Consider the following 21,665-nt stretch of genomic DNA (forward strand, 5'->3'; position numbering starts at 1 on the left):
TGACCAAAACAACGGCAAAAAACGGCTGGCCGTGTTACAAAACGTAACGGCTCAGATCAGAGGACTTGGTCAATTCACCAAGATTGTCGCTGACGAACTGTGCATCAACGGTGATCTCTGAACCGGCTTTGTCCGGTGCAGCGAAAGACAGTTCTTCGAAAACCCGCTCCATGACGGTATAGAGCCGCCGCGCGCCGATGTTTTCGATGCTCTGGTTCACGTCAGCCGCAATCTTCGCCAACGCCGCGATGCCGTCCTCGGTAAAGCTGACGGTCACGTCCTCGGTGCCCATCAACGCCGTGTATTGCAAGGTCAGGGCATTGTCGGTTTCGGTCAGGATGCGCACGAAGTCTTCTTCGGTCAGGGCGCGCAGTTCGACGCGGATCGGCAGGCGCCCTTGCAATTCCGGCAACAGATCCGACGGTTTGGCGATGTGAAACGCACCCGAGGCGATGAACAGGATATGATCCGTTTTGACCGGGCCGTGCTTGGTGCTGACGGTGGTTCCCTCGATCAAGGGCAGAAGGTCGCGCTGCACGCCTTCGCGGCTGACATCGCCGCCGCGTGCGTCAGAGCGGGCGCAGACCTTGTCGATCTCATCCAGAAATACGATGCCGTTCTGTTCGACGGATTCCAACGCGGTGCGGGTGACGGTTTCATCATCCAGCAGCTTGTCGGCCTCTTCCCCGATCAGCGCATCATAGCTTTCGGCGACGGTCATGCGTTTCTTGACGGTCCGTCCACCAAAGGCCTTGCCGAAAATGTCGCCCAGATTCATCATACCCATCTGACCGCCCGGCTGCCCCGGAATGTCGAACATCGGCATCGGGTTCGAGGTGTCGGACAGTTCCAGCTCGATCACCGTGTCGTCCAGTTCGCCGGCTTTCAGCTTTTTGCGGAACATCTCGCGCGTGCCTTCGCGCGCATCCGCGCCTGCAATGGCTTCGATCACCCGATCTTCGGCGGCCTGATGGGCTTTGGCCTTGACGTCTTCGCGCATGAACTCGCGGGTTTGCAGGATGGCCGCATCTGCCAGATCGCGCACAATCTGTTCCACATCACGACCGACATATCCGACTTCGGTGAACTTGGTGGCCTCGACCTTGATAAACGGCGCGCGTGCCAGTTTGGCCAGACGGCGGCTGATTTCGGTCTTGCCAACGCCGGTGGGGCCGATCATCAGGATGTTCTTGGGATAGACTTCCTCCCGGATGTCGTCCGGCAATTGCTTGCGGCGCCAGCGATTGCGCAGGGCGACGGCTACGGCGCGCTTGGCGTCCTTCTGCCCGATGATGAAGCGATCCAGTTCCGAGACAATCTCGCGCGGGGTCAGGTCGGTCAAAGGGCAGTCCTTTCGGTCGGCATTTGTGTCATGCGGCTTAGGTAATCACCGCGCGGGCGAAAACAACCAAGCCTGTATTCATGGCCGCGTTGGTTAGCAATGCCGGCTCAGGTTTGCAAATGCTTTGCTTGGGGAATGCGCGAACCCTCTGCTACAGTGATTTCAAGGGTTTGAGGGTCAGGAGCGTAAGACATGACAAATATTGCCAAGATTACTCTTCTGTTTGTGGTGTTTGTGGATCTGATCGGACAGGGGCTGGTCTTTCCCATCATCAACTCGCTAATCATGGAAACGAAATCCGGGTTTCTGCCCGAAAACACGCCCGAGGGGCGCAGGCATTTCTATTACGGCCTCGTGATCGGGTGCTTTTTCCTGTCTTGGTTTCTGGGCGTTGTCTATGTTTCGAAAGTATCGGATTCGATCGGGCGCAAGAACGCTTTGCTGGTGTGCCTGGGCGGTGCTCTGGCCGGGTATGCCCTGACCATTGCCGCGCTTTATCTCAACAGCCTCCTTCTGCTGATTGTCGGGCGTTCGATCACCGGATTTACTGCGGGCAACCAACCCATTGCGCAAGCGGCGATGATCGACGGTAGCACCGACGCGACAGACCGGGACCGGAACATGGGCTATATCGTGACAGGCGTCAGCTTTGGCCTTGTGGGCGGGCCGATCATCGGCGCGGTCTTGTCTGACGCCGCCCTGCTGGGCGGCTTCGCCACGCTGAGAACGCCCTTTTACGGTGCATTTGTCCTTGTCCTGATTGCAATCTTTCTGGTCCTGTTTTTCTTCCAGGATACCCGAACGGATCGTGCGCCCTTTGTTTTCCGTCCCCGTGACATAACAGACAGCCTGATGGCGGTGCGTGGTCATCCGATGGTGTTGAAGATCCTGCCGGTCTATTCGTTCTTCATGATCGCCAATGTCACCTTTTACGTCTTTGTCGACAATTTCCTGACCAGCGCCTTCGGATACGGAGTCATCGGCGGCAGTATGGCAATGGTCGTCATCGGTGTGGCGCTGGCCTTCTCCAGCACGTTTCTGGTGAAACCCGCGCAGGAGAAATTCAGCAAACATGCGATAATCCACACGTCACTCATCGTCATGGTGATTTGCGGCTTCGCGTTTGCCTTCAGCCCAAGCGGCGTGTTCAGTTATGTGCCGGTCTTTTTCTTCTATTTCCTGTTCGGAATCGCCTACCCCACCATGCTTGGGCTGTTCTCATCCAGCGTCAGCGAAGCGGATCAAGGCTGGGTCATGGGTGTGACCACTGCCGTGTTCTGCCTTGCGGGCGGGATCATGTCGCTGATCGGGGGCGGATTGATGAGCATCGATATCCGCGTGCCCTACTACATCGTGATCATCGCAGCGATCATTGGCCTGATCGGCATGCATCGCCGCTGGAAAGGCAAGGAGATTTCGGCGCTGTTAGCCTGAGATCGTCTCAACCGTCAGATTACCATTGGTATAGACACAGATATCGGCCGCGATGGCCATTGCCTGACGCGCGACCTCTTCCGCCGACTTGTTACTGTCCATCATCGCGCGGGCAGCGGCCAGGGCAAAATTGCCCCCGGACCCGATGGCAGCCACGTTGTGTTCAGGTTCCAGCACGTCACCCGCCCCGGTGATCACGAACATGTCCTTGCCGTCCGTGACGATCAGCATCGCTTCGAGCTTTTGCAGGTATTTGTCGGTACGCCAGTCTTTGGCCAATTCCACAGAAGCACGGGCAAGTTGGCCCGGTGTCGCCTCGAGCTTGGCCTCCAGCCGTTCCAGCAAGGTGAAGGCGTCGGCCGTCGACCCGGCAAAGCCGGCGACAACTTCGGACCCTCCGGGGGACAGGCGGCGTACCTTGCGGGCCGTGCCCTTGATCACGGTTTGACCCAGGCTGACCTGCCCATCACCGGCTATGACGATCTGGCCGTCCTTCTTGACGCCAATGATCGTCGTGCCGTGCCAACCGGGAAAGTCGCTGTCTGCCATGATCGTCTCCGTTTTCGCTGGCGGTATATATGGGCTGGGTCGCAGGTTGGCGCAACCCGTTCTTCAATTGCCTAAAAGATATGCAAAAAACGCATTCCGGGGTTACCAGACCAGCAATTGTGAGTCCGGGCATGCAGGACTACATGAGGCTTACAACCGACAACGGGTCGGCTGTTTCTTCACAAAGGACCGCGCACATGGCAACCACAGCTAACATTCATGCGCCGCTCGGAGCAGCTACCATCCTGCACGTAGTGGACGCGTTCACCAATGTCGTCAACACCGTTGTCGAATGGAAAGAATCCCGCAAAACCCGCAAACTCCTGTCGGAACTCAGCGACGCCCAGCTTGACGATATCGGCCTGAGCCGCGCAGACATCGCCGATCTCTGATGTTCCCGCAGATCAGCAACTCGAGACAGCCGCACGGATTTCCGAGCGGCTTTTTCTTTGTTCAGCCCTGAACGTATTTTCCAGCAAGATCAGGCAGAAACGCCTCGATCGCCGCAGTTGCAACCACGTGCCGCGTTCCCGCTTCTTCGTCGACAACGTCAAGCCCACCTTTGACTGCGCGAACCTCGGCCCTGCCCCGCGGCAGATCCGAGGCAACCAGATCGCAATCCACCTGTTCAGGATCCTGCACGCCGATCGTGACGCTGACGCGCATTTCGGAATGGTCGATCCCCAGCTTTGAAAACAACGTGATGGATGAATGGTGCAAAGCATCCTGCACCGCGCGGCGAGCTGCCTTGGTATAATCTTGGCCGTACAGATCGTTACCTGTTCCCATCTCCAGAATGATGCGTTTTTCGCTCATTGCGCGGGCTCCATGTCGAAGGAAACGATCAGGGCGGCGTTGGCAATGACCGTGTGCCCGTCACTGTGGGGCTTTGCGATGTCCAGCCCGCCTTTGGTGACAGTAATATTGGGATGACCATAGGGAAAGACAGCCTTCAACGCTTCGGTGTCCACCTGATCCGGCTGCTGAACCCCTATTTCGGCATCAATGATCATCGCCGCTTTCGGAAACCCGAACAGTTCCGCCATGTTGACCGAGTTGTGCCAAAGCGCATCCTTGATCGCCCGCAGTGACGCCTGAGTATAGTCCATCCGGCGCAGGGATGTGCCCATCCCGAATTCCACAAGGACCCGCGTTTTTGCCATTGGTGTCTCCGATGTCTTCAATAGAAAAGGCGCCCCGATCTGAGGCGCCTTCGAGATAATCTGTTAGGACCAGATCAGATGGATTCGTCGATCCAGCTTTGCAGGGCGGCTTTGGGCGCCGCGCCCGCGCGGTTGGAAACGACCTGACCGTCCTTGAAGATGAACAGCGCGGGGATGCCACGTACACCCATGGCGGCGGCTGAGTTCGGGTTGCTGTCCACATCGACCTTGGCGATTTTGACTTTGTCGCCATACTCGGCCGCCAGCTCTTCCAGCGCAGGGCCGATTTGCTTGCAGGGGCCGCACCATTCGGCCCAGAAATCCACGACCACGGGAACGGTCGAATTCTTGACTTCGGCGTCAAAGGTGTCGTCGGTAACGGCTACGGTCGACATATTCTGTCTCCTGAATGGGGTAAACTTGGGAACAGAACGTATGTGCCGCTTCGGGTAAGGTCAAGATATCTGGGTGCGGGCCAAAGCATCTGTCACAAGATCGTGTGGCAACCACATCAGCCGCGCCGTGCGGGTCCACAGAATGGCGGTACGAATGCTGCGATCCGGATAGATCTGCGCCAGCGCCTGCGCGTATGCCCCCATCTGTCGCAGCAGGCCGTCGGGGCAGTCTTCCGCGCGGTCTGGAACGGTGGCATTTGATTTGAAATCAATCACATGCACTTCCGATTCCGACAAGATCAGACGATCGACAACCCCAAGCATCCGCTGCCCGTTCAGAGCGGCAGTAATGGGCATCTCGGCCAACGTGTCAGGTGCAAAGACGGGCTGCAAACCTTCCGCTGTCAGCACAGTTACGGCTTCGTTCAAAATCTCGTGCCGGTCCGTTTCGTGCATATCGGGCAGCAACCGCGCGCAAAGCTCTGGCCAAAGGTCTTTCTCGGCCACGGGAAGGTGTTCCAGCAACAGGTGCAGGCGGGTTCCGCGCAGTTTGGCCGCATCTTCATCCAGGCCGGCATCTCCGGGCAACGCCTTAGGACCACCCAGATCCGAAGGGCTGAGCGTGCCGGCAGGCGCAACCGGATCCGGTGCCGGATGTTGGAACATATCCGGCAGTTCGACCTGCTGAACGACAGTGTTCGGTTGATCGATCAAGGGCAGCGCGTCCCAATCCCCGTGGGACAGGCGGCGGATATCGGTACCCGGCACCTGCGCGGCCCCGGCCCGATCCATCGCCGCCTCGACCATCTGATACCAGCTGTTGCCGTCTTTCCCCAAATCGCCTGCCGCCGCCACGATCAACCACTTTTCCGCCCGTGTCAGGGCCACATACAGCAGCCGAAGCCGTTCGTTTTCCTCGCGGTTGCGCGCCTCTTCCCGCGCCTGCGAGATCAGGTTTGGTGACGCGTCCGCCGACACTTTCCACAAGGGTGTTCCGCCGGCCAACATAATCTCGGCGTCACGCGGGGGCTGGCGTTTGCCGGTATCCGGCAGGATGACAATCGGCGCCTCCAACCCTTTTGAGCCATGAACGGTCATCACCCGGATCCTGTTGCCGACGCCGGTCATCTGTCGTTTGATTTCCAGATCGTCAGTCTGCATCCAGACCAGAAATCCCGTCAGGCTGGGGATATCCGTTCGCTCATAGGCCAGAGCCTGGGACAACAGCGCGTTGATACCGTCTTCGGCTTCCGCCCCCAACCGCCCCAACAGCTTGCGCCGTCCGTCATGGCGGGTCAGGATACGTTCGATCAGATCATAGGGACGCAGAAAGTCGATCTGGCTGCGCAGATCATTCAGCACGGACAGTGTTTCCGGAAACTCTTCCGCGCGGTTGCGCAGTGCGGCCCAAAGGAACTGTTCCTTCCGACGGTGCGCCAGATCGAAAAGCTGCTGTTCGGACCAACCGAACAAGGGGGATTTGAGAACCGTCGCCAGGGACAGGCTGTCTTCGGGCGTGGCCAGAAAGCTGAGCAATGCCGCAAGATCCTTGACCGCCAGTTCAGCGCCCACTTTCAGCCGATCTGCTCCGGCGATGGGCAGGTGCAGCGCCTTGCAGGCACGGATGATCTCGGCAAACAGGTCCGAGCGGCGTTGCACGAGGATCAGAAAATCCCCCGGCTGCACTTTTCGACGAACGAATTGGCCGGATTTGCCGTCTTCCGGGATCGTCTCGCCCCGTTCGATCATGTCTTTGATCGACTGTGCAACTTTCTCGGCCAGAATGACGGTGTGATGCCGTGCGCCCGGACGATCGACCGGGTCGGTCCAATCCCCGTCTTCGGCATCTGCTACTTTTTCGACAACGGGCCAAAGATCAACACGACCCGGCAGATCGGCCTTGAAAGCACGGTGCTGACTGTCCTTGTGAAACCCCGCACCAGAGCGGTTTTCAAACAGGATATCGACCAGAGTCAGGATCGCGCTGGAGGATCGGAACGAGTATTCCAACGTCGAATCCCACAGTTTAGAGCCTGATTCAGCCAATTTCCGACCAAACTCTTCCTGCATTCTGTCAAAGGCCTGTGGATCGGCGCCCTGAAAGGAATAGATCGATTGTTTCTTGTCGCCGACGACGAAAATCGTACGCTCGACCCCGGATCGGGCCCCTTCCCCGCTGGTGAATTCCTGTGCCAGTTTCTCGATCACGTCCCATTGATCGGGGCTGGTGTCCTGCGCTTCGTCCACAAGAATATGATCGATTCCCCCGTCCAGTCGGTACAGCACCCATTCGGCCACTGCCGGATCGTTCAACACCTGCCGCGCGCGCAGGATCAGATCGTCGAAATCCAGCCAGCCGTGCAACTGTTTGCGCCGTTCATATTCCGGCAGGAAGGCTGCGGCAAAGCGGTGCAGAACCGCGGTTTTCTGTGCCGCGACCAGCGCCAGACGTTGTTCACGCGCGGTTTCGATCCGCTGCATGAAGGCCTCGATCTGCGGCATCCGGTCGGCCAGCGCACCTTCGCGCAAGGGTTTGGTGGGAAAAGCGTTGAGTTTGGCTGTGAAGGGTTCCTTTGCGCCCTTCCCCGTCAGAAACACGCTTTCCAACATGGGTAGATGTATCAATCTGGCTTCGTTGAACGCGGCCAGTTTTACGGCGGCCTTGGCATTGTTGCCTCCGCTTTCGGTCAAAGCGGGCAGTATGGACTGGATGAGTTCGACTTCGCCACCAAGAAAAACCCGCGCAAGCAGCGCTGTTTCGTCAAAGCCGGCGGGCAGATCGAAGCGTTGCAGCAGATCGGACCATTCGAGCGGCTGCGCAAAAAGACTGCGTTTTTGCGTGATCGCAGCGGTCAGTTTATCAAACCCCGTGTCCGTGACGAACCGGGCCACATCTTCAATCAACCCGGCCTGCGGGCCTGCGGCGAAATCTTCGACAATTTCCTCTCGCAACAAGGCTGCTGCGCGGTCTTCCATTTCGGTGAACTGCGGGCTAACGCCAGCCTCCAGCGGAAAGCGTCGCAACAATGACGCGCAGAACGAGTGGATGGTCTGGATTTTCAGACCACCCGGCGTTTCGATGGCGCGGGCAAACAGGGTGCGTGCTTGCGCCAACCGGTCCAAACCGATTTCGCCGGGCACACCCAGATCGGTCAGCTCCTCCAACAAGGGGGTATCATCCAGCATGGCCCATTCGCCAAGGCGCTTGAACAACCTGTTCTGCATCTCGCTGGCGGCGGCCTTGGTGTAGGTCAGGCACAGAATATGCTGAGGCTGGACCCCGCCCAGCAGCAGACGCGCCACACGGTCGGTCAGAACCCGGGTTTTGCCGGACCCGGCATTGGCCGCCAGCCAGGTCGAGGCATCGGGGCGCGCGGCCTGTACCTGCCGTTCAGTTGCGTCGTTGCGCGGGCTCATGTCAGATCCTCGGGGTAGGTTTCCGCTGTCCGGTCCCATTCGCCGAACCGCGCCAGGTGATCATAATCACCCATATCCGTATCCTTGTGCAGCATACGACGGGACGAAAACCCCTGATCAGGCTCTAAATAAGCGGAAATCAACTCTTTCAGCTCGGCAAGAACCTTGTCGGTCGGTTCTTTGTCCAAAGGCGCCGCAACCTCCTTATAGCTGCCACCCATACCGATGAAGATGGCTTGGGCCACGCTTGTCGGGTCAAGGCCCTCAATCCCGCCCTGCTCGGCTATGGCCACCTCGATCAGCAACTGCTTGTCAAATTTGGATTGCTGGCTTTCCGTCGGTGGTGCGCCGGTTTTATAGTCGATGATGCGCAACGCGCCCCGGCTGTTGCAATCGATTCTGTCCGCGCGCCCGACAATGGTGAAATCCAGGGGGCGCAGCGCCAGTTTCATCGCTGCCTCAAATGCCACGGGGCCACCATCCTTCCGGCGCGCGAGCTCTGCCCCGAGGAAATCATCCGCGATCCGCTCAAGCCGGGCCAGCCACAGTTTGCGGGCCGTCGGCCAGGCGACGTGTTGATCCAACAGAGCATGCGCCCGTTTCAGGAAATTGTCCCGCGTCAGCAAAGCGCTGTCGAGGACGCTGTCCTTGATGAAATGCTCGAGGATTTCGTGAATCACAATTCCTCTCAGCAAGGCATCGGGGGCCTGTACAAGCGGATCAAGCGGTTTCAGTCGAAGCACATGTTTGGCGTATATCGCGTATGGATCGCGGATCAGCCTCTTTATCTCGGTCACAGACAGACGGCGCGGACGCGCGGCGGCCGGTGGGCGCGGAGAAGGACGCGGTGCGGGGTCGATCGGCGGCGCATCTTCCAGTGCCTCGGACCAGTTCAACCATTTTTCGCCGTGAGCGCGCATTTTGGTCAGAGCTTCGGGGCCACCCTGACCCGACAAACCCTGCAACAGGTTGGTCAGTCGGTTCAGCCAGCGCGACGGAACCGTCTCGGCATCATCCGAGCGGGTCGCGCGGGTCAACCACACTTCGGGTGCGCCGATGGCCTGCTGGAAGTCATGCGCAGACAGGCCGATCCGGCGTTCGGGCAACAACAAGCCGGCTTTGTCACGCATCTGCCGGTTCAACCAGGGATCGGGTGTTGGCGCCTCTGGCCAACTTCCTTCATTCAACCCGCCAAGGATCAGCAGGTCGGCGCCCTGCACCCGTGCCTCGAGTGTGCCCCAGATCATGATGTGCGGATGCGGCGCATCCCGGTCACGAACCTCTTCACCCGCAAGCAGAGCGCCCAGCAGATCGGCAAAGTCATGGGCTGTCATCAGGCCGCCATGCTGCGCCTCTGCGCTGAGAGAATTCAGCACCCCCAGCGCCTTTTGGCCTGCGTTTTTGTCCCACAGAGTGCCCGTTTCACCCGTGCTGCCGGCCGAGATCGCCTCGGCCAGTTTCATCAAACGCTCCACCCAGTCCGCGAGGTGCAGTTCACTGGTGACCTGCTGGTCGCAGAAATGCTGCACGACCCATTTCACCCAGCTTTCCTGGGCCTCTTTGCGCACTGCAAAAGCCGCAAGGCTTGCACTGTCAGGAAAGGGCGGGCCGTGACGGCGCAGGTCAAGTTCCAGGTCACGCGTGTGCAGCAAATGAATTCCGCGGTCACCGCCATCATGACATAGCGGGTGCTTCAAAAGGGTCAGCAGCGCCTCGCCTTCCAGACGGCGTGTGAACAGGTTGGCCACATGGCGCAGAAAACGTCCCGGCGGGGAAAGTTGCAGCGGCAGGCCCGCACTGTCGTCCGGCACGATGTTCCACCGATCCAGCGCGGCGCTGACCTGGCGGGTCAACATGCGATCCGGCGTGATCAGAGCGGCGGTCTGTCCTGTTTCCGCCGCCTGCCGCAGGCGCAGGGCGATGGCCAACGCCTCGGCGCGCGGTGATTGAGCCTCGACCAGCGTCAGGCCGTCGGTTGCGCCTTTAATATCGGACAGTCTGGGGCCTTCGGTCATCCAGGCGTCAGTGACGGGTGCCGGACGTAAAGCTAGGGATATCAATCTGTTACGCGAGGGTGAGGGGGCCGATAAATCCGTCCATGGGGTGATCTGACCCGGTGCAAGTTCCAGCGCGCGCATCAACTTGCGGAAACGGTATTGTGGGTGATCTTCAGACGTCAACGCATCATCCAGCCCCTGCCAAACGTGATCCGGCTGGTCGAAATCAAAACCGGGCAGCACCAATGCCCCTTGCGGCAGGCGCGCGATGGCTTCCATCAACATCAGGGTGGTGCCGCGGGACCCGGTAGAGCCCGCCAGAATGACCGGGTGTTGCGGGGGGGCAATCTGCCATCGCGCGATCAGGTTTTCGACCACGCGGCGCTGGCGGGCCTGTGCATCCATCGTCTGCCCGCCGGTGTCGATGAATTGATCCGCGATGCCGATAAAGGCTTGTGCCTGCGACCAGTGTCCGGACATGTCGCTGACGTCCAGCTGCCGGATCGCTTCGGGCGATACGCCTTCGCCCTGCATTTCATCAATCAGCGCGGCAAGACTGTCGGACAGGTCAAAGATCGATGACCGGGCGGCAAGGTCCGGCTGTTGTTCCAGCAGTTTGGATACAAGCTGAGTCAACTCAAGACGCCGCCGCAGAGGCGGGATAGCAGGCGGGATCCGCGCCAGATCAACCCTTTCACCCAAGTCCGTCACCAACGAGAGACGCGGCAGAAGGCAAGGTGGCCCCTGATTGAACAGATCGCGGACGCGCCGTTCCATGCGTCGTGTGTTCAGGATCAACTCTACCCGCGCCAAAGCTTCGGGTGGGCCCGAACAGCGCTGCCGCAGACCATCGACCAATGCCGTGGGGAAATCCGTACCGGGAGGCACGGCAAATACACGGGGCAGGGAGCCGGATTCAAACATCAGCCAGCAAACCCTCGGCCAGCGCGATGCCTTCCGGACGACCTACGTCGCACCAGCGTCCCGGGTATTCGACCGCAAAAAGCCGACCCTGATCGAGCATTTGGTTCCAGAGCAGGTTGAGTGAAAACGCAGTTTGCGAGAACGAATGCAAACCCTGGGCCTTGAGGATCTGGGCCCCGCCGTAAACCAGACCAGGACCGCGCGTGATCCGTCCATCTTTTCCAGCGGTGAAATCACCCGATCCAATATGACCATCGGTTCTCGCAACTGGAACACACATCAGCAGCGCATCCATACGACCCGGGTCCCAGGCGTGCTGCAACAGGGTCAAAGGGTTTGGCCCTGACCAGATCGCGTCCGTGTTCAACGTGAATACGGGGTCGGTGCCCAGCATCGGCAAAGCCGCCCGCAATCCGCCGCCTGTTTCCAGGATTTCAGGGTCTTCCCGAGACAGCAGAACGCCTTTGGGACCGAGATGCGCCGCGAGCTGATCAGCGTGATAATGCAAGTTGGCAACGGTACGGACGGGATCAAGATCTTCGACAAGGTCCAGCGCATGATCAATCAGAGGTCGCCCCGCCACTTCGATCAATGGCTTGGGCCGGTCTTTGGTCAACGCGCCCATGCGGGTGCCGAACCCGGCTGCGAACAGCATTGCGGCAAATGGCGATCCGGTCATTGCGTTCTCAACTTGGCCAGGTTTTCCGGTGTGGGTCTGGGCAAAGCTTCGTGCAGCAGGGACGCCACCGAAACCAGGGCAGGGTGATCCAGATCGCGCATCAGATGTGCCCAGACGGCCGGGATCATGTCCACATAGTGAGGCTTGCCATATTCCGTCGCCAGACGTGCGAAGACGCCAAGGATACGCAGGTTTCTCTGGGCCCCCAAAACACTGTAGGTCGTGCGGAAATCATGGTCGTCCATACCTGACGCAGAGATGTAGTGGTTGATCATCTGCATTTCGATCCCGGCCGAGACATCTCGGCGTACATCCTGTAGCAGAGACACCAGATCGTAGGCCGGGTGCCCCAGCATGGCCAACTGAAAGTCCAGCAACCCGACGCGCTTCACGCCTTCGCGCTGCGGCAGCCACAACAGGTTTTCCGCGTGATAATCCCTGAGAACGACGACTTTCGAACCGGATGTTTCACGATGCAGGATGTCCGCGAACCGGTGCTCGAACCGGGACATGGCGTCTTCATCACGTGTTCCCAGGATACCGGCCGCATACTTGGTGAAAGCCAATGAAGCCAGCTCCGCCATCAGGGACGGATCATAAGACGGCAAGGCAAGAGAAGGCGCCTGATGCAGGTGGAGCAGCACGTCGGTGGCGACCCGGTACAATTCACGCTCTTTGCCCGGGTCTTTTTTCAGGATGCGCGCAAAAAGATCATCACCCAGATCTTCCAGCAACAGAAAACCGTACTGGGTATCTTCGGCATAGATTTCCGGCGCGCTCAGACCAACCGATCGGAGGTATTCGGCAACCCGCACGAAGGGTTCAACATCGTCACTTTTTTCAGGTGGCGCGTCCATCAAAACCGCAGTGCGCCCGTTGGTTGGATCAATTAGCCGTTCGTATCGCCGGTTCGAGGCATCGCCTGCCAGTGGCCTACGTGTTGCCCCGGCCCAGGGTGTTTGCGCAATCAGGGCCTCGGCCAGGACCGTCCTGTTGGTCATGCGGTTCTCTCCAGTTTTTCCGCCCATTTCGGAGCAGTCCAAGACAGGGTCACACAGCGGAAATCGATATTGTTTGGGTCTGTTTCAAAGGTCAATGTCAACGCACCTTGGGGCGCCAACGGGCCCAGCTTGTCCGGCCATTCCACAAGGCAGATTGCCGTATCGAAAGCGTCCGTCAGACCCAGTTCGTCAACTTCTTCGGCCGCGCTCAGACGATACAGGTCGCAATGCCATATTTCCCCTGATGGCGTGTCGTAAGCCTGGACCAAAGTGAATGTTGGCGAGGGCACATCTTCGGGTTCATCCATCAATGACTGAATGAGGTTGCGCGCGAAATGCGTCTTGCCGCTGCCGATCGGGCCCTCCAGTAAAACAACATCGCCCGGGCGCAGTGATGTTCCCAGTTTCCGTGCGAAAACTGCGGTTTCTTCGGGCGATTTGAAAGTCAGAGATCGGGCGGTCTGTGTCATGCCGCCACAATGGCCTTGCGCCTGACCGGCTGCAACCCGGTTCAGGCGCTGATCTGTTCCATCGCGGTGGATTTCGACGGAAACTCGGATTGCGTAAACCGTACGATTGTCGCGCCGTTGTGAACCGGTGTGACGGTGCAATCCACGGTAATGCCGGTTCTCATCTGGATTTCAGCGGTCCAATCGGCGCGGTTTTCCCGCATTTCGACAAAATCCCGAACCTCACCCAAAACCGGCGTCGCAATACAGAGGTCTTGCCAGCGTCGCGTGACATCGGTGACCGTTTCGCTTTGGAACCCGACCTCGTGCGCGTCTCCCCACAGCTTCTGATACGCGTAGTTCGTAAAGGCCAGCGTGCCGTCATCCGCAAAGACGGCAATCGCGTCCGCCAGTTTGTCCAGGATGGACTGCATCAGATCCATTTCTGATCGAAAGCGCCGCGTCAGGGTGATTTCGGCGGTGATATCCTCGAATAGAAACGCCACTGCGCCGTCCGGGTGAGGGCGGCCGCTGACGGAATAGACCGATCCGGATGGCAGCGACCACGTCTCGTGATAGTTTCCATCTTCAGCCGCTTCGAGAAGGTCGTTCATCTGACGCCGCCAGCTGCGGTAATTCTTCGGTTCGGGCATCATGTGTTGATCCCGCAAGCGGTCGAAGAAACTGCTCAGGCTGGGGCGGCAACTGAGGAAATCGGGCGGCAAGGTGGTCAGGTCGATCAAGGCCGGGTTGAACAGGGCCAGTTGCCGATTGCGGTCAAAAATGGCGAGACCAATAGACAATTGGGCAAAGGTCTTGGTCATGGTCTGCACGAATTTGCGCTGGGCGGTTTCCGCTTCGACAATCGCGTTGACATCAACGGCATAGCATAGATGACCGTTCTCGTGTTCAATCCGAGTCAAATCGAACCAAAGCTTGCGATCAGTATCTGCCACATCCACCGACACTCGGGTTTTTCCGGTAGGTCTTGTGGCATCCTCCGGGCTTTCAAAAAGCGGCGCAGTCAGATCGGCGTCCTGATCACGTGCCTTTTGAACAAGTGCGACATAGGCGGCATTGCACCATTGCACCCGATTGTCGTTATCCGCCAACCATACCGGGTAAGGGGCCAGATCCATTGCCAGACGAGTCGGTTCGCCTGGGGTAACCGATCCGGCCGAGGTGGTCCTGGCGCATTCGCAAAGTCGAACGCGGACGATACCGTCGATCCACTCACACACGACTTCTCGTTCGATCGTGCAGTCAATGGCCGATACCAGGATTTTGCCCTGATCGCGCACTTTGTCGGGAGTTTCGGGAAAGGTGGGGAAATCCCTTTGCAACAAGCGCCGCAGGTCCAGCCAGTTTTCAATATGCTCAAACCCGGCCAGTGCGAAATCAGAATGGCTGATCAGTTGGTCGCCATCGAACAGGAATACGGCGTCAAACAGCGAGGTGTTCGAAAACAGACCAAAAGCCTTGTCGCGCTGAGCCCGGCGTGGCAACAGCCACAGAACGGCGAAACAGCACGAAACAAGACTGATCGCGGCCAGAATAATCCAATCGGCCATCAAATTCCCCAAGCCTGAACGATACAAGCACAGACTATGCGTGGGATTGGTTAATGGTGTCTTAATTCACACCTGGATGCGCGTGTTGGATCCCGACGGGACCGGGGTGTCACCTTTCTGCGCATCAATCAGTTTGCGTGGCCAGGTCACCTTGACGATTGCCCCGCGCCGTTCAGGATTGTCGGTCAGATGCTGGTAGGGGTCCGAACCATTGGCGAATTCCAGTTCGGCGCCGCTGCGTTCCAGCAGGGTTTTGGCGATGAACAATCCCAGGCCCATCCCTTCGTATTCCGGGCGTGCTCTCTGATCGGATTCTGCCCGTCTGCGGCGCATAAAGGGATCGCCGATGCGTCCGATCATGTGGGGCGGATATCCCCGCCCGTCATCCATGATGCTGACGGTGATCCTGCTGTCGGTCCATTCGGCCTCGACCCAGACATTTGCGCGGGCGAAATCCACGGCATTCTGAATCAGGTTGCGCAAACCGTGAATGATCTCGGGTTTGCGCAGGATCGAGGGCTGCTGAACATCCCCGTCCTGCGCGGGGCCTTCAGAGAAATGAACCTCTTTGCCGCGACCGACATGTGGTTCGGCCGCTTCGTTCACCACTGTCGAAAGCGGCGCCTGCCGCAGGTGCAGATCATCTTTGCCCGCCCGTCCCATGTCGCGCAGAATGTCACGGCAACGGTCTGCCTGCTCGCGGATCAAAGCAGCGTCTTCTTTCAGGTCCGGGCGGTCGTCCAGTTCTTCGATCAGTTCCGCGCTGGTCAGTTTTATCGTCGCCAGAGGCGTGCCCAGTTCATGCGCGGCAGCGGCAACGACGCCCCCCAGATCGGTCAGTTTCTGTTCGCGCGCCAGCGCCATATGCGTGGCGGCCAGCGCTTCGGACATGGATTGGACCTCGGAACTGACGCGGTGTGAATAGGCGCCGATGAACACGATGGCGATGATGATCGCGGCCCAGTTTCCAAACAGAAGGATATCGGGGATATCCAGAACAAGCCCCAGACTTGTCCGCAACGGAAGGTGAAATTCCGCCAGCACAGTTGTCAGAACGATTGCGACGGCGCCGACAATCAGGGTCGATCGAGTGCTCATGACATTGGCTGAAATCGTGACCGGGCCCAGCAGAAGCAGCGCAAACGGATTGTTCAGCCCGCCGGTCAAATAGAGCAGAATTGACAATTGCAGCAGGTCGAACAGAACCATCAGGAAGTTTTCGAACTCGGTCAGACGCTTGTTCTGCGGAAACAGCAATATGGCAGTCAGGTTGCCCATGACCGAGATTCCGATGGCCAGGTAACACAGGCCCAGTTCCAGCTGCACGTCATAATATCGCTGGGCCACCGTGATTGCGGTGAGCTGGCCGATGATGGCCACCCATCGCAAAAGGATCAGGGTCCGAAGCCGAATCCAGCTGCTGCGTTCCTGGCCGCGCCAAAAAGTCTGATTGGATTCTGCCATCGGTCGCTTATGTCCTGTTGCATCGGCTGGTCATCTTGATAGGTGTCCCGGCCGGAACGATCAACAACCCCTTGAGACCGGATAATCGAAATGACCCGCCTTCTCGCAATTCTCGCAACTGTTGTTTTGGCTATCGGACTTGGGGCCATGTGGTTTCTGACGTGGGGCGGCGGGTCCGATGACAAATTCGCGCAATGCCGGTCCAGCCAGATCGCCGGGGGTGCCGCCGCAATTGGTGGACCATTTGAACTGGTGAACGGCAAAGGCGAGACGGTTACGGACAAAGATGTGATTACCGAACCGACGCTGGTTTACTTCGGATACACGTTCTGCCCGGACGTTTGCCCGTTCGACATGTCCCGCAACGCCGAGGCTGTCGATATTCTGGCTGAACGCGGGCTGTCGGTGACGCCTTTGTTCATCTCGATTGACCCGGATCGCGATACGCCCGAAGTCATGGCTGACTATGCTTTCAATCTCGGGGGCAAGACGATCGCCCTGACCGGATCGCCCGAACAGGTCAAGGCGGCCAGCAAGGCCTACAAGACCTATTACAAGGCGCATGACAAGGGCGACGAATTCTATCTGGTTGACCATTCCACCTTTACCTATTTGGTCACACCCGAAGATGGATTCCTGGAATTCTTCAAGCGCGAAGACACGGCCGAACAGATGGCGGACAAGGTTGAGTGCTTCCTGGAACAGGCCGCGTCGTAACAAGGTTGTTTGACCTTTGTTCCCGCGCTGCTAATACTCATGTTCGAGCCAAAGGCATGAAATAGCGAAAGACCTAACATATGGCAGACACTTCTCAGCTTGACATCGGCCCTGACAAATCCCTGCTTTTGGTTGATGATGACGAGCCGTTTCTGAGACGTTTGGCCAAGGCCATGGAAAAGCGTGGCTTCGAGGTTGAGACCGCAGGATCCGTCGCGGCAGGGCGCGCGATATCCACCGCCCGGCCCCCGGCTTATGCCGTCGTCGATCTGCGGCTTGAGGATGGCAACGGATTGGACGTTGTCGAGGTATTGCGGGAAAAACGCCCCGACAGCCGTGTTGTTGTTCTGACCGGATATGGCGCGATCGCGACCGCCGTCGCGGCTGTCAAGATCGGCGCGACCGACTATCTGTCAAAGCCAGCCGATGCCACCGACATCACGAACGCATTGCTTGCAAAGGGTGACGAGATGCCCCCGCCGCCGGAAAACCCCATGAGCGCGGACCGTGTGCGCTGGGAACATATCCAGCGCGTCTATGAGCTGTGTGACCGGAATGTTTCCGAAACCGCGCGACGGTTGAATATGCATCGGCGGACGTTGCAGCGGATACTGGCGAAACGCAGCCCGCGTTAGGCCGGCCGGCCGCTCGATGACGGTTTAGTGACTTGTAACCTTGGCCCCTGTCGAGGACTGTTCGCCACATCTGGAATCTTTTGTCAGAACAGGACCACTTTATGATCGGATATGTAACCGTTGGCATTTCGGACATGGCGCGCGCCAAGGATTTCTATACCAACCTTTTCGCGGACAAGGGCGCGAAAGTGGTTATAGACGCAGGCCGGATCGCGTTCATCGGCAACAAACCCGACGCGCCGATGCTGGCAGTGTGCGAGCCCTATGACGGTGATGCCTGCGCCGCCGGAAATGGCAACATGGTCGCCTTTGCAGCCGACTCCAAGGATGAGGTCAAGGAACTTTATGACAAGGCAATCAGCCTGGGTGCGGTGGACGAAGGCGAACCTGGTCAACGCGTCCCCGACAGGTTCTATGGTGCCTATGTGCGTGACCCGGATGGCAACAAACTGTGCTTCTACGTCTTTGGCTGAAACGGCGTGAACACAAACCCTGCCCAAGTTTCAGACAGGTCTGCGGGCAGCGGTGCTGACCGTACCCATTCAGTACCTTCAGGGTGAGCAGGAGATTTCTGCGCAGAGCTGCCGCGCCAGCTGACGATATCCGATTGCGTTGGGATGCAACCCGTCCGATGTCCAGTCGGCGGTGTTCTCGGCGAACCCGTCCGGAGGGGTCAGAAATGTGCAGTTCGCCATATCCTGACAGGCCTGTTGTGCAGCCGAATTGAAGGCCGTTCGAAACGCCTCTTGTTCCGCGGTCCAGTTTGCACCGGTTACGGGCAACACAGCACGCCAGATCAACCTGTCAGCAGGTATGAACAGGGCCTTCAACTGTGCGACATAGCCTGCAATCTTCTCTGGCGGTGTGGCGGTCAGAGCGTCATTGACCCCGATTCCCAGATACCATGTCGGGACATGGGCAATCAGTTCCGGTTTTGCCCGTGCTATCAGGCCCGGGGCGGTGTCGCGACTGATCCCAAGGTTCAGCGAGTTGGGCAGGATGTTGCTGGTCAACCACCCTTCGATTATGGAATCGCCGATGAAAGCGATCTGAATATCCGGTGAGGCGAGCGCCTGAGAAATCGGCCGCTCGTGCAGCCAGACCATGAGCTTGTAGTGATCGGTTTCCGTGACCGGGACATGTGTGCCCGAGATTTTTCTGAGCGCCTTCGAAACATACCCGGTTTCGACCAACGCTGCCGCAAGACCAACAGTCAGCAGGACGTTGACGACAAGCAAAACTCGGGTTCCGGTCTTTGTTTTCATCTTTCTTCCATCCGTCCCCCGTCCCACTCACCGCATTTGGATAGCGTCTTTCAGATCTGAGCGATCAGCTCTGCGTGCCGCGCCGTAAAGGCGTGCCGCACCTCGACCGGGGGGCGCAGCCTGATCTGTAAACCCGCCACGATCCCCCTGTCCGGGCGGCCAAAGAATTTCGTGGCTTCGGCCTCGGAAAACCCCGCAATCTGTGTCGCCTCCATCCAGGCGCTGATCTTGTCGGCCTTCTTGATCTGGCGCTTCACCGTTTTTGGGACCTCAGCCGGTAGTCCAAACCGTATGTGGATTGCTGCCGCCAGCCGGTCGTCCAACGCGCCATAGTCTGGGCCGACGGCGGATTTCACGGGCGAGATCATATCGCCGATCACATATTCGGGCGCGTCATGTAACAGGGCCGCCAAACGCCATTTCATGGGTGCTTTGGGGGCAATACGGCCAAAAATCTCTTCAACCAGCAGGGAATGTTCGGCCACGGAATAAGCGAAATCGCCGTTTGTCTGACCGTTCCAACGAGCGACAAAGGCAAGGCCGTGTGCGATGTCTTCAATCTCGATATCCACCGGTGTCGGGTCCAGCAGGTCCAGCCTGCGGCCCGACAGCATCCTTTGCCACGCTCTGGGTTGTGTTGCCATTCTGCCATGCCTTGTGAAGTTGGACACGTTCAATTCGCGTTTTTATGGTATGATGTACCTGTCTGGATCACACGCTGCCAACATTTTCTTGAGCGTTCGTGCTTTGAAACGGCGCGGTAAGATCCCGACATTGAAGACTGAGGGGGGTGCATTCTCCTCCCAGTGTGCCCCTCTCGAACTGAAACACGTATCGAAAAGGAGCACCCTATGTTCAAACGTTTATTCGCAATCGCGCTGACCTTCGGAATGGCCGCCACCGCGCCACCTGCCTTTGCCCAGAATTGCGCGACACGGGATCACATCATATCCAAATTGCAGGAGAACTATGCCGAAGAATTGGCCTTTGGCGGCCTGCAAAAAACACGCGGCGCGCAATCGGTGATGGAGGTTTGGACCTCGAAAGAAACGGGAAGTTATACCGTTTTGGTAACCAATGCGAACGGTATCAGCTGTATTGTTGCCGTTGGCACCGATTTTTTTGAAGCGATACCAAAGATCGAAATTGAAGGCACACCAAGCTGATATTGGCCATATCGTTTCCGACCACAGTCTTCAAAGTTGCCACCTGCCCCAAGGAATGCTAGGGGCAGCGAGGACTGTGAATTACCGGAAAATGGAGCACCTGATGGCCGGGGACTATATCGTTAAAGACATTTCATTGGCTGGCTTTGGCCGCAAAGAGCTGGACATAGCCGAAACCGAGATGCCGGGCCTGATGTCCCTGCGCGCGGAATACGGCGACAGCAAGCCGTTGAAAGGGGCGCGCATCGTCGGGTCGTTGCACATGACCATCCAGACGGGCGTTCTGATCGAAACGCTGGTGGCGCTGGGCGCGGATGTGCGCTGGGCGTCGTGCAACATCTTCTCGACCCAAGACCACGCCGCCGCCGCGATTGCCGAGGCGGGTATTCCCGTCTTCGCCGTCAAGGGCCAGACACTGGAAGAGCACTGGGATTATCTGGACAAATCCTTCCTGTTCGAGGAAGGCCCGAACATGATCCTGGATGATGGCGGCGACGCAACGCTGTACATCCTGTTGGGCGCCCGTGCCGAAGCGGGTGAGGACATCATCCCTGTTCCGGGTTCGGAAGAGGAAGAGGTTATCAAGAAGCAGATCGCCAAGCGCATGGCGGCAAGCCCGGGCTGGTTCACCAAGATGCGGGATCAGATCAAGGGTGTTTCCGAGGAAACCACCACCGGTGTGAACCGCCTGTATCAGCTGGTCAAGGAAGGGCATCTGCCGTTCCCGGCGATCAACGTGAATGACAGCGTCACCAAGTCGAAATTCGACAACAAATACGGCTGCAAGGAATCGCTGGTCGACGGTATCCGCCGCGCCACCGACACCATGATGGCCGGTAAGGTTGCCGTGGTCTGTGGTTATGGCGACGTGGGCAAAGGCTCGGCGGCCTCGCTGCGCGGCGCTGGTGCCCGTGTGAAAGTGACCGAAGTTGACCCGATCTGCGCACTGCAAGCCGCGATGGACGGGTTCGAAGTGACCCTTCTGGAAGACGAAGTCGCCAGCGCGGATATCTTCATCACAACCACCGGCAACAAGGACGTGATCCGCATCGAGCATATGCGCGAGATGAAGGACATGGCCATCGTCGGCAACATCGGCCACTTCGACAACGAAATTCAGGTGGCCAGCCTGAAGAACCACAAATGGACCAACATCAAGGAACAGGTGGACATGATCGAGATGCCTTCGGGCAACCGCATCATCCTGCTGTCCGAAGGCCGTCTGCTGAACCTGGGCAACGCCACCGGGCACCCGTCCTTCGTGATGTCGGCCTCGTTCACCAACCAGGTTCTGGCCCAGATCGAGCTGTTCACCAAGGGTGACCAGTACGAGAACAAGGTCTACATCCTGCCCAAGCATCTGGATGAGAAAGTGGCCCGCCTGCATCTGGATCGCATCGGCGTGAAGCTGACCCAGATGGATGCGGATCAGGCTGCTTACATCGGTGTCAAACCGGAAGGTCCGTACAAGCCGGAACACTACCGCTACTGATCGCC

Annotated in this window: 21 protein-coding genes; 7 read left to right on the forward strand and 14 right to left on the reverse strand. The window is 58.4% G+C overall.

The window, feature by feature from the left end; all coding sequences use genetic code 11:
* Positions 1-34: 34 nt before the first annotated feature.
* On the reverse strand, positions 35-1,342 hold the full coding sequence (gene hslU / locus GS620_RS14905) for an ATP-dependent protease ATPase subunit HslU (protein ID WP_152459626.1): 1,308 nt from the start codon (positions 1,340-1,342) through the stop codon (positions 35-37).
* Between the two features lie 192 nt (positions 1,343-1,534).
* On the opposite strand from hslU, the gene GS620_RS14910 reads away from it, so the two are divergent.
* Positions 1,535-2,776, forward strand: a complete 1,242-nt coding sequence (locus GS620_RS14910) for an MFS transporter (RefSeq protein ID WP_171116678.1) — start codon at positions 1,535-1,537, stop codon at positions 2,774-2,776.
* Here the strand turns inward: GS620_RS14910 and hslV are convergent.
* On the reverse strand, positions 2,768-3,325 hold the full coding sequence (gene hslV, locus GS620_RS14915) for an ATP-dependent protease subunit HslV (RefSeq protein ID WP_171616651.1): 558 nt from the start codon (positions 3,323-3,325) through the stop codon (positions 2,768-2,770). The genes GS620_RS14910 and hslV overlap by 9 nt on opposite strands.
* 197 nt (positions 3,326-3,522) lie before the next feature.
* Between hslV and GS620_RS14920 the strand changes: the two genes are divergently transcribed.
* Positions 3,523-3,717 (forward strand): DUF1127 domain-containing protein, encoded by a 195-nt coding sequence (locus GS620_RS14920; protein WP_152459629.1) that lies wholly within the window; start codon positions 3,523-3,525, stop codon positions 3,715-3,717.
* Between the two features lie 61 nt (positions 3,718-3,778).
* On the opposite strand, the gene GS620_RS14925 is transcribed toward GS620_RS14920, so the two are convergent.
* The 10 genes from GS620_RS14925 to regB form a co-directional block, all read right to left on the reverse strand.
* A complete protein-coding gene (locus GS620_RS14925; RefSeq protein WP_152459630.1) occupies positions 3,779-4,141 on the reverse strand; it encodes a Lin0512 family protein in 363 nt (120 codons plus the stop codon).
* On the reverse strand, positions 4,138-4,488 hold the full coding sequence (locus tag GS620_RS14930; RefSeq protein ID WP_171616653.1) for a Lin0512 family protein: 351 nt from the start codon (positions 4,486-4,488) through the stop codon (positions 4,138-4,140). Before GS620_RS14930 ends, GS620_RS14925 begins: the two co-directional genes overlap by 4 nt.
* Positions 4,489-4,562: 74 nt before the next feature.
* On the reverse strand, positions 4,563-4,925 hold the full coding sequence (gene trxA, locus GS620_RS14935) for a thioredoxin (protein WP_367396964.1): 363 nt from the start codon (positions 4,923-4,925) through the stop codon (positions 4,563-4,565).
* Between the two features lie 18 nt (positions 4,926-4,943).
* Positions 4,944-8,300, reverse strand: a complete 3,357-nt coding sequence (addA, locus tag GS620_RS14940) for a double-strand break repair helicase AddA (protein WP_171616655.1) — start codon at positions 8,298-8,300, stop codon at positions 4,944-4,946.
* A complete protein-coding gene (addB, locus tag GS620_RS14945; RefSeq protein WP_171616657.1) occupies positions 8,297-11,221 on the reverse strand; it encodes a double-strand break repair protein AddB in 2,925 nt (974 codons plus the stop codon). Before addB ends, addA begins: the two co-directional genes overlap by 4 nt.
* Positions 11,214-11,900, reverse strand: coding sequence for a nucleotidyltransferase family protein (locus GS620_RS14950; RefSeq protein ID WP_171616659.1), 687 nt, complete (start codon positions 11,898-11,900; stop codon positions 11,214-11,216). Before GS620_RS14950 ends, addB begins: the two co-directional genes overlap by 8 nt.
* The gene (locus tag GS620_RS14955; protein WP_171616661.1) at positions 11,897-12,901 is read right to left on the reverse strand and encodes an aminoglycoside phosphotransferase family protein; all 1,005 of its coding nucleotides are present in this window, start codon (positions 12,899-12,901) and stop codon (positions 11,897-11,899) included. The genes GS620_RS14950 and GS620_RS14955 overlap by 4 nt, the downstream gene beginning before the upstream one ends.
* Positions 12,898-13,371 (reverse strand): tRNA (adenosine(37)-N6)-threonylcarbamoyltransferase complex ATPase subunit type 1 TsaE, encoded by a 474-nt coding sequence (gene tsaE, locus GS620_RS14960; protein WP_171616663.1) that lies wholly within the window; start codon positions 13,369-13,371, stop codon positions 12,898-12,900. Before tsaE ends, GS620_RS14955 begins: the two co-directional genes overlap by 4 nt.
* A gap of 41 nt (positions 13,372-13,412) precedes the next feature.
* Positions 13,413-14,921: a PAS-domain containing protein gene (locus GS620_RS14965; RefSeq protein WP_171616665.1), complete on the reverse strand. Its 1,509-nt coding sequence runs from the start codon at positions 14,919-14,921 to the stop codon at positions 13,413-13,415.
* A gap of 66 nt (positions 14,922-14,987) precedes the next feature.
* Complete coding sequence (regB, locus tag GS620_RS14970) at positions 14,988-16,385, reverse strand: sensor histidine kinase RegB (protein WP_171116656.1); 1,398 nt, start codon at positions 16,383-16,385, stop codon at positions 14,988-14,990.
* Between the two features lie 90 nt (positions 16,386-16,475).
* On the opposite strand from regB, the gene GS620_RS14975 reads away from it, so the two are divergent.
* From GS620_RS14975 to GS620_RS14985, 3 genes are all read left to right on the forward strand, one after another.
* Entirely contained in the window at positions 16,476-17,102 is a 627-nt protein-coding gene (locus tag GS620_RS14975) for an SCO family protein (protein ID WP_171616667.1), read from the forward strand.
* A gap of 80 nt (positions 17,103-17,182) precedes the next feature.
* Positions 17,183-17,737 carry an ActR/PrrA/RegA family redox response regulator transcription factor gene (locus GS620_RS14980; RefSeq protein WP_152459641.1) on the forward strand — a complete coding sequence of 185 codons (555 nt, stop codon included), beginning with the start codon at positions 17,183-17,185 and terminating at the stop codon, positions 17,735-17,737.
* Between the two features lie 101 nt (positions 17,738-17,838).
* Positions 17,839-18,210, forward strand: a complete 372-nt coding sequence (locus GS620_RS14985; protein WP_171616669.1) for a VOC family protein — start codon at positions 17,839-17,841, stop codon at positions 18,208-18,210.
* Between the two features lie 78 nt (positions 18,211-18,288).
* Here GS620_RS14985 and GS620_RS14990 read toward each other — a convergent pair whose 3' ends face one another.
* Both GS620_RS14990 and GS620_RS14995 read right to left on the reverse strand, forming a co-directional pair.
* Positions 18,289-19,002, reverse strand: a complete 714-nt coding sequence (locus GS620_RS14990) for a GDSL-type esterase/lipase family protein (RefSeq protein WP_171616671.1) — start codon at positions 19,000-19,002, stop codon at positions 18,289-18,291.
* A gap of 50 nt (positions 19,003-19,052) precedes the next feature.
* Positions 19,053-19,646, reverse strand: coding sequence for an HD domain-containing protein (locus GS620_RS14995; RefSeq protein ID WP_152459644.1), 594 nt, complete (start codon positions 19,644-19,646; stop codon positions 19,053-19,055).
* A 207-nt stretch (positions 19,647-19,853) separates the two neighbouring features.
* Between GS620_RS14995 and GS620_RS15000 the strand changes: the two genes are divergently transcribed.
* Entirely contained in the window at positions 19,854-20,168 is a 315-nt protein-coding gene (locus GS620_RS15000) for a hypothetical protein (protein WP_171116648.1), read from the forward strand.
* A gap of 103 nt (positions 20,169-20,271) precedes the next feature.
* Positions 20,272-21,660 carry an adenosylhomocysteinase gene (ahcY, locus tag GS620_RS15005; RefSeq protein WP_171616673.1) on the forward strand — a complete coding sequence of 463 codons (1,389 nt, stop codon included), beginning with the start codon at positions 20,272-20,274 and terminating at the stop codon, positions 21,658-21,660.
* The last annotated feature ends 5 nt before the right edge of the window (positions 21,661-21,665 follow it).

It is taken from the genome of Ruegeria sp. HKCCD6428 (assembly GCF_013110595.1).
In the GTDB taxonomy this organism is placed as follows: Bacteria; Pseudomonadota; Alphaproteobacteria; order Rhodobacterales; family Rhodobacteraceae; genus Ruegeria.

Coding starts and splice junctions, on each gene's coding strand:
- regB (WP_171116656.1), bottom strand. CDS start 16,385: ATGGCAGAATCCAATCAGACTTTTTGGCGCGGCCAGGAACGCAGCAGC.
- GS620_RS14955 (WP_171616661.1), bottom strand. CDS start 12,901: ATGACCAACAGGACGGTCCTGGCCGAGGCCCTGATTGCGCAAACACCC.
- GS620_RS14925 (WP_152459630.1), bottom strand. CDS start 4,141: ATGAGCGAAAAACGCATCATTCTGGAGATGGGAACAGGTAACGATCTG.
- GS620_RS14950 (WP_171616659.1), bottom strand. CDS start 11,900: ATGACCGGATCGCCATTTGCCGCAATGCTGTTCGCAGCCGGGTTCGGC.
- hslV (WP_171616651.1), bottom strand. CDS start 3,325: ATGGCAGACAGCGACTTTCCCGGTTGGCACGGCACGACGATCATTGGC.
- GS620_RS14965 (WP_171616665.1), bottom strand. CDS start 14,921: ATGGCCGATTGGATTATTCTGGCCGCGATCAGTCTTGTTTCGTGCTGT.
- GS620_RS14920 (WP_152459629.1), top strand. CDS start 3,523: ATGGCAACCACAGCTAACATTCATGCGCCGCTCGGAGCAGCTACCATC.
- GS620_RS14995 (WP_152459644.1), bottom strand. CDS start 19,646: ATGGCAACACAACCCAGAGCGTGGCAAAGGATGCTGTCGGGCCGCAGG.
- tsaE (WP_171616663.1), bottom strand. CDS start 13,371: ATGACACAGACCGCCCGATCTCTGACTTTCAAATCGCCCGAAGAAACC.
- GS620_RS14930 (WP_171616653.1), bottom strand. CDS start 4,488: ATGGCAAAAACGCGGGTCCTTGTGGAATTCGGGATGGGCACATCCCTG.
- GS620_RS14910 (WP_171116678.1), top strand. CDS start 1,535: ATGACAAATATTGCCAAGATTACTCTTCTGTTTGTGGTGTTTGTGGAT.
- addA (WP_171616655.1), bottom strand. CDS start 8,300: ATGAGCCCGCGCAACGACGCAACTGAACGGCAGGTACAGGCCGCGCGC.
- GS620_RS14985 (WP_171616669.1), top strand. CDS start 17,839: ATGATCGGATATGTAACCGTTGGCATTTCGGACATGGCGCGCGCCAAG.
- GS620_RS14980 (WP_152459641.1), top strand. CDS start 17,183: ATGGCAGACACTTCTCAGCTTGACATCGGCCCTGACAAATCCCTGCTT.
- addB (WP_171616657.1), bottom strand. CDS start 11,221: ATGTTTGAATCCGGCTCCCTGCCCCGTGTATTTGCCGTGCCTCCCGGT.
- GS620_RS14990 (WP_171616671.1), bottom strand. CDS start 19,002: ATGAAAACAAAGACCGGAACCCGAGTTTTGCTTGTCGTCAACGTCCTG.
- ahcY (WP_171616673.1), top strand. CDS start 20,272: ATGGCCGGGGACTATATCGTTAAAGACATTTCATTGGCTGGCTTTGGC.
- GS620_RS15000 (WP_171116648.1), top strand. CDS start 19,854: ATGTTCAAACGTTTATTCGCAATCGCGCTGACCTTCGGAATGGCCGCC.
- GS620_RS14975 (WP_171616667.1), top strand. CDS start 16,476: ATGACCCGCCTTCTCGCAATTCTCGCAACTGTTGTTTTGGCTATCGGA.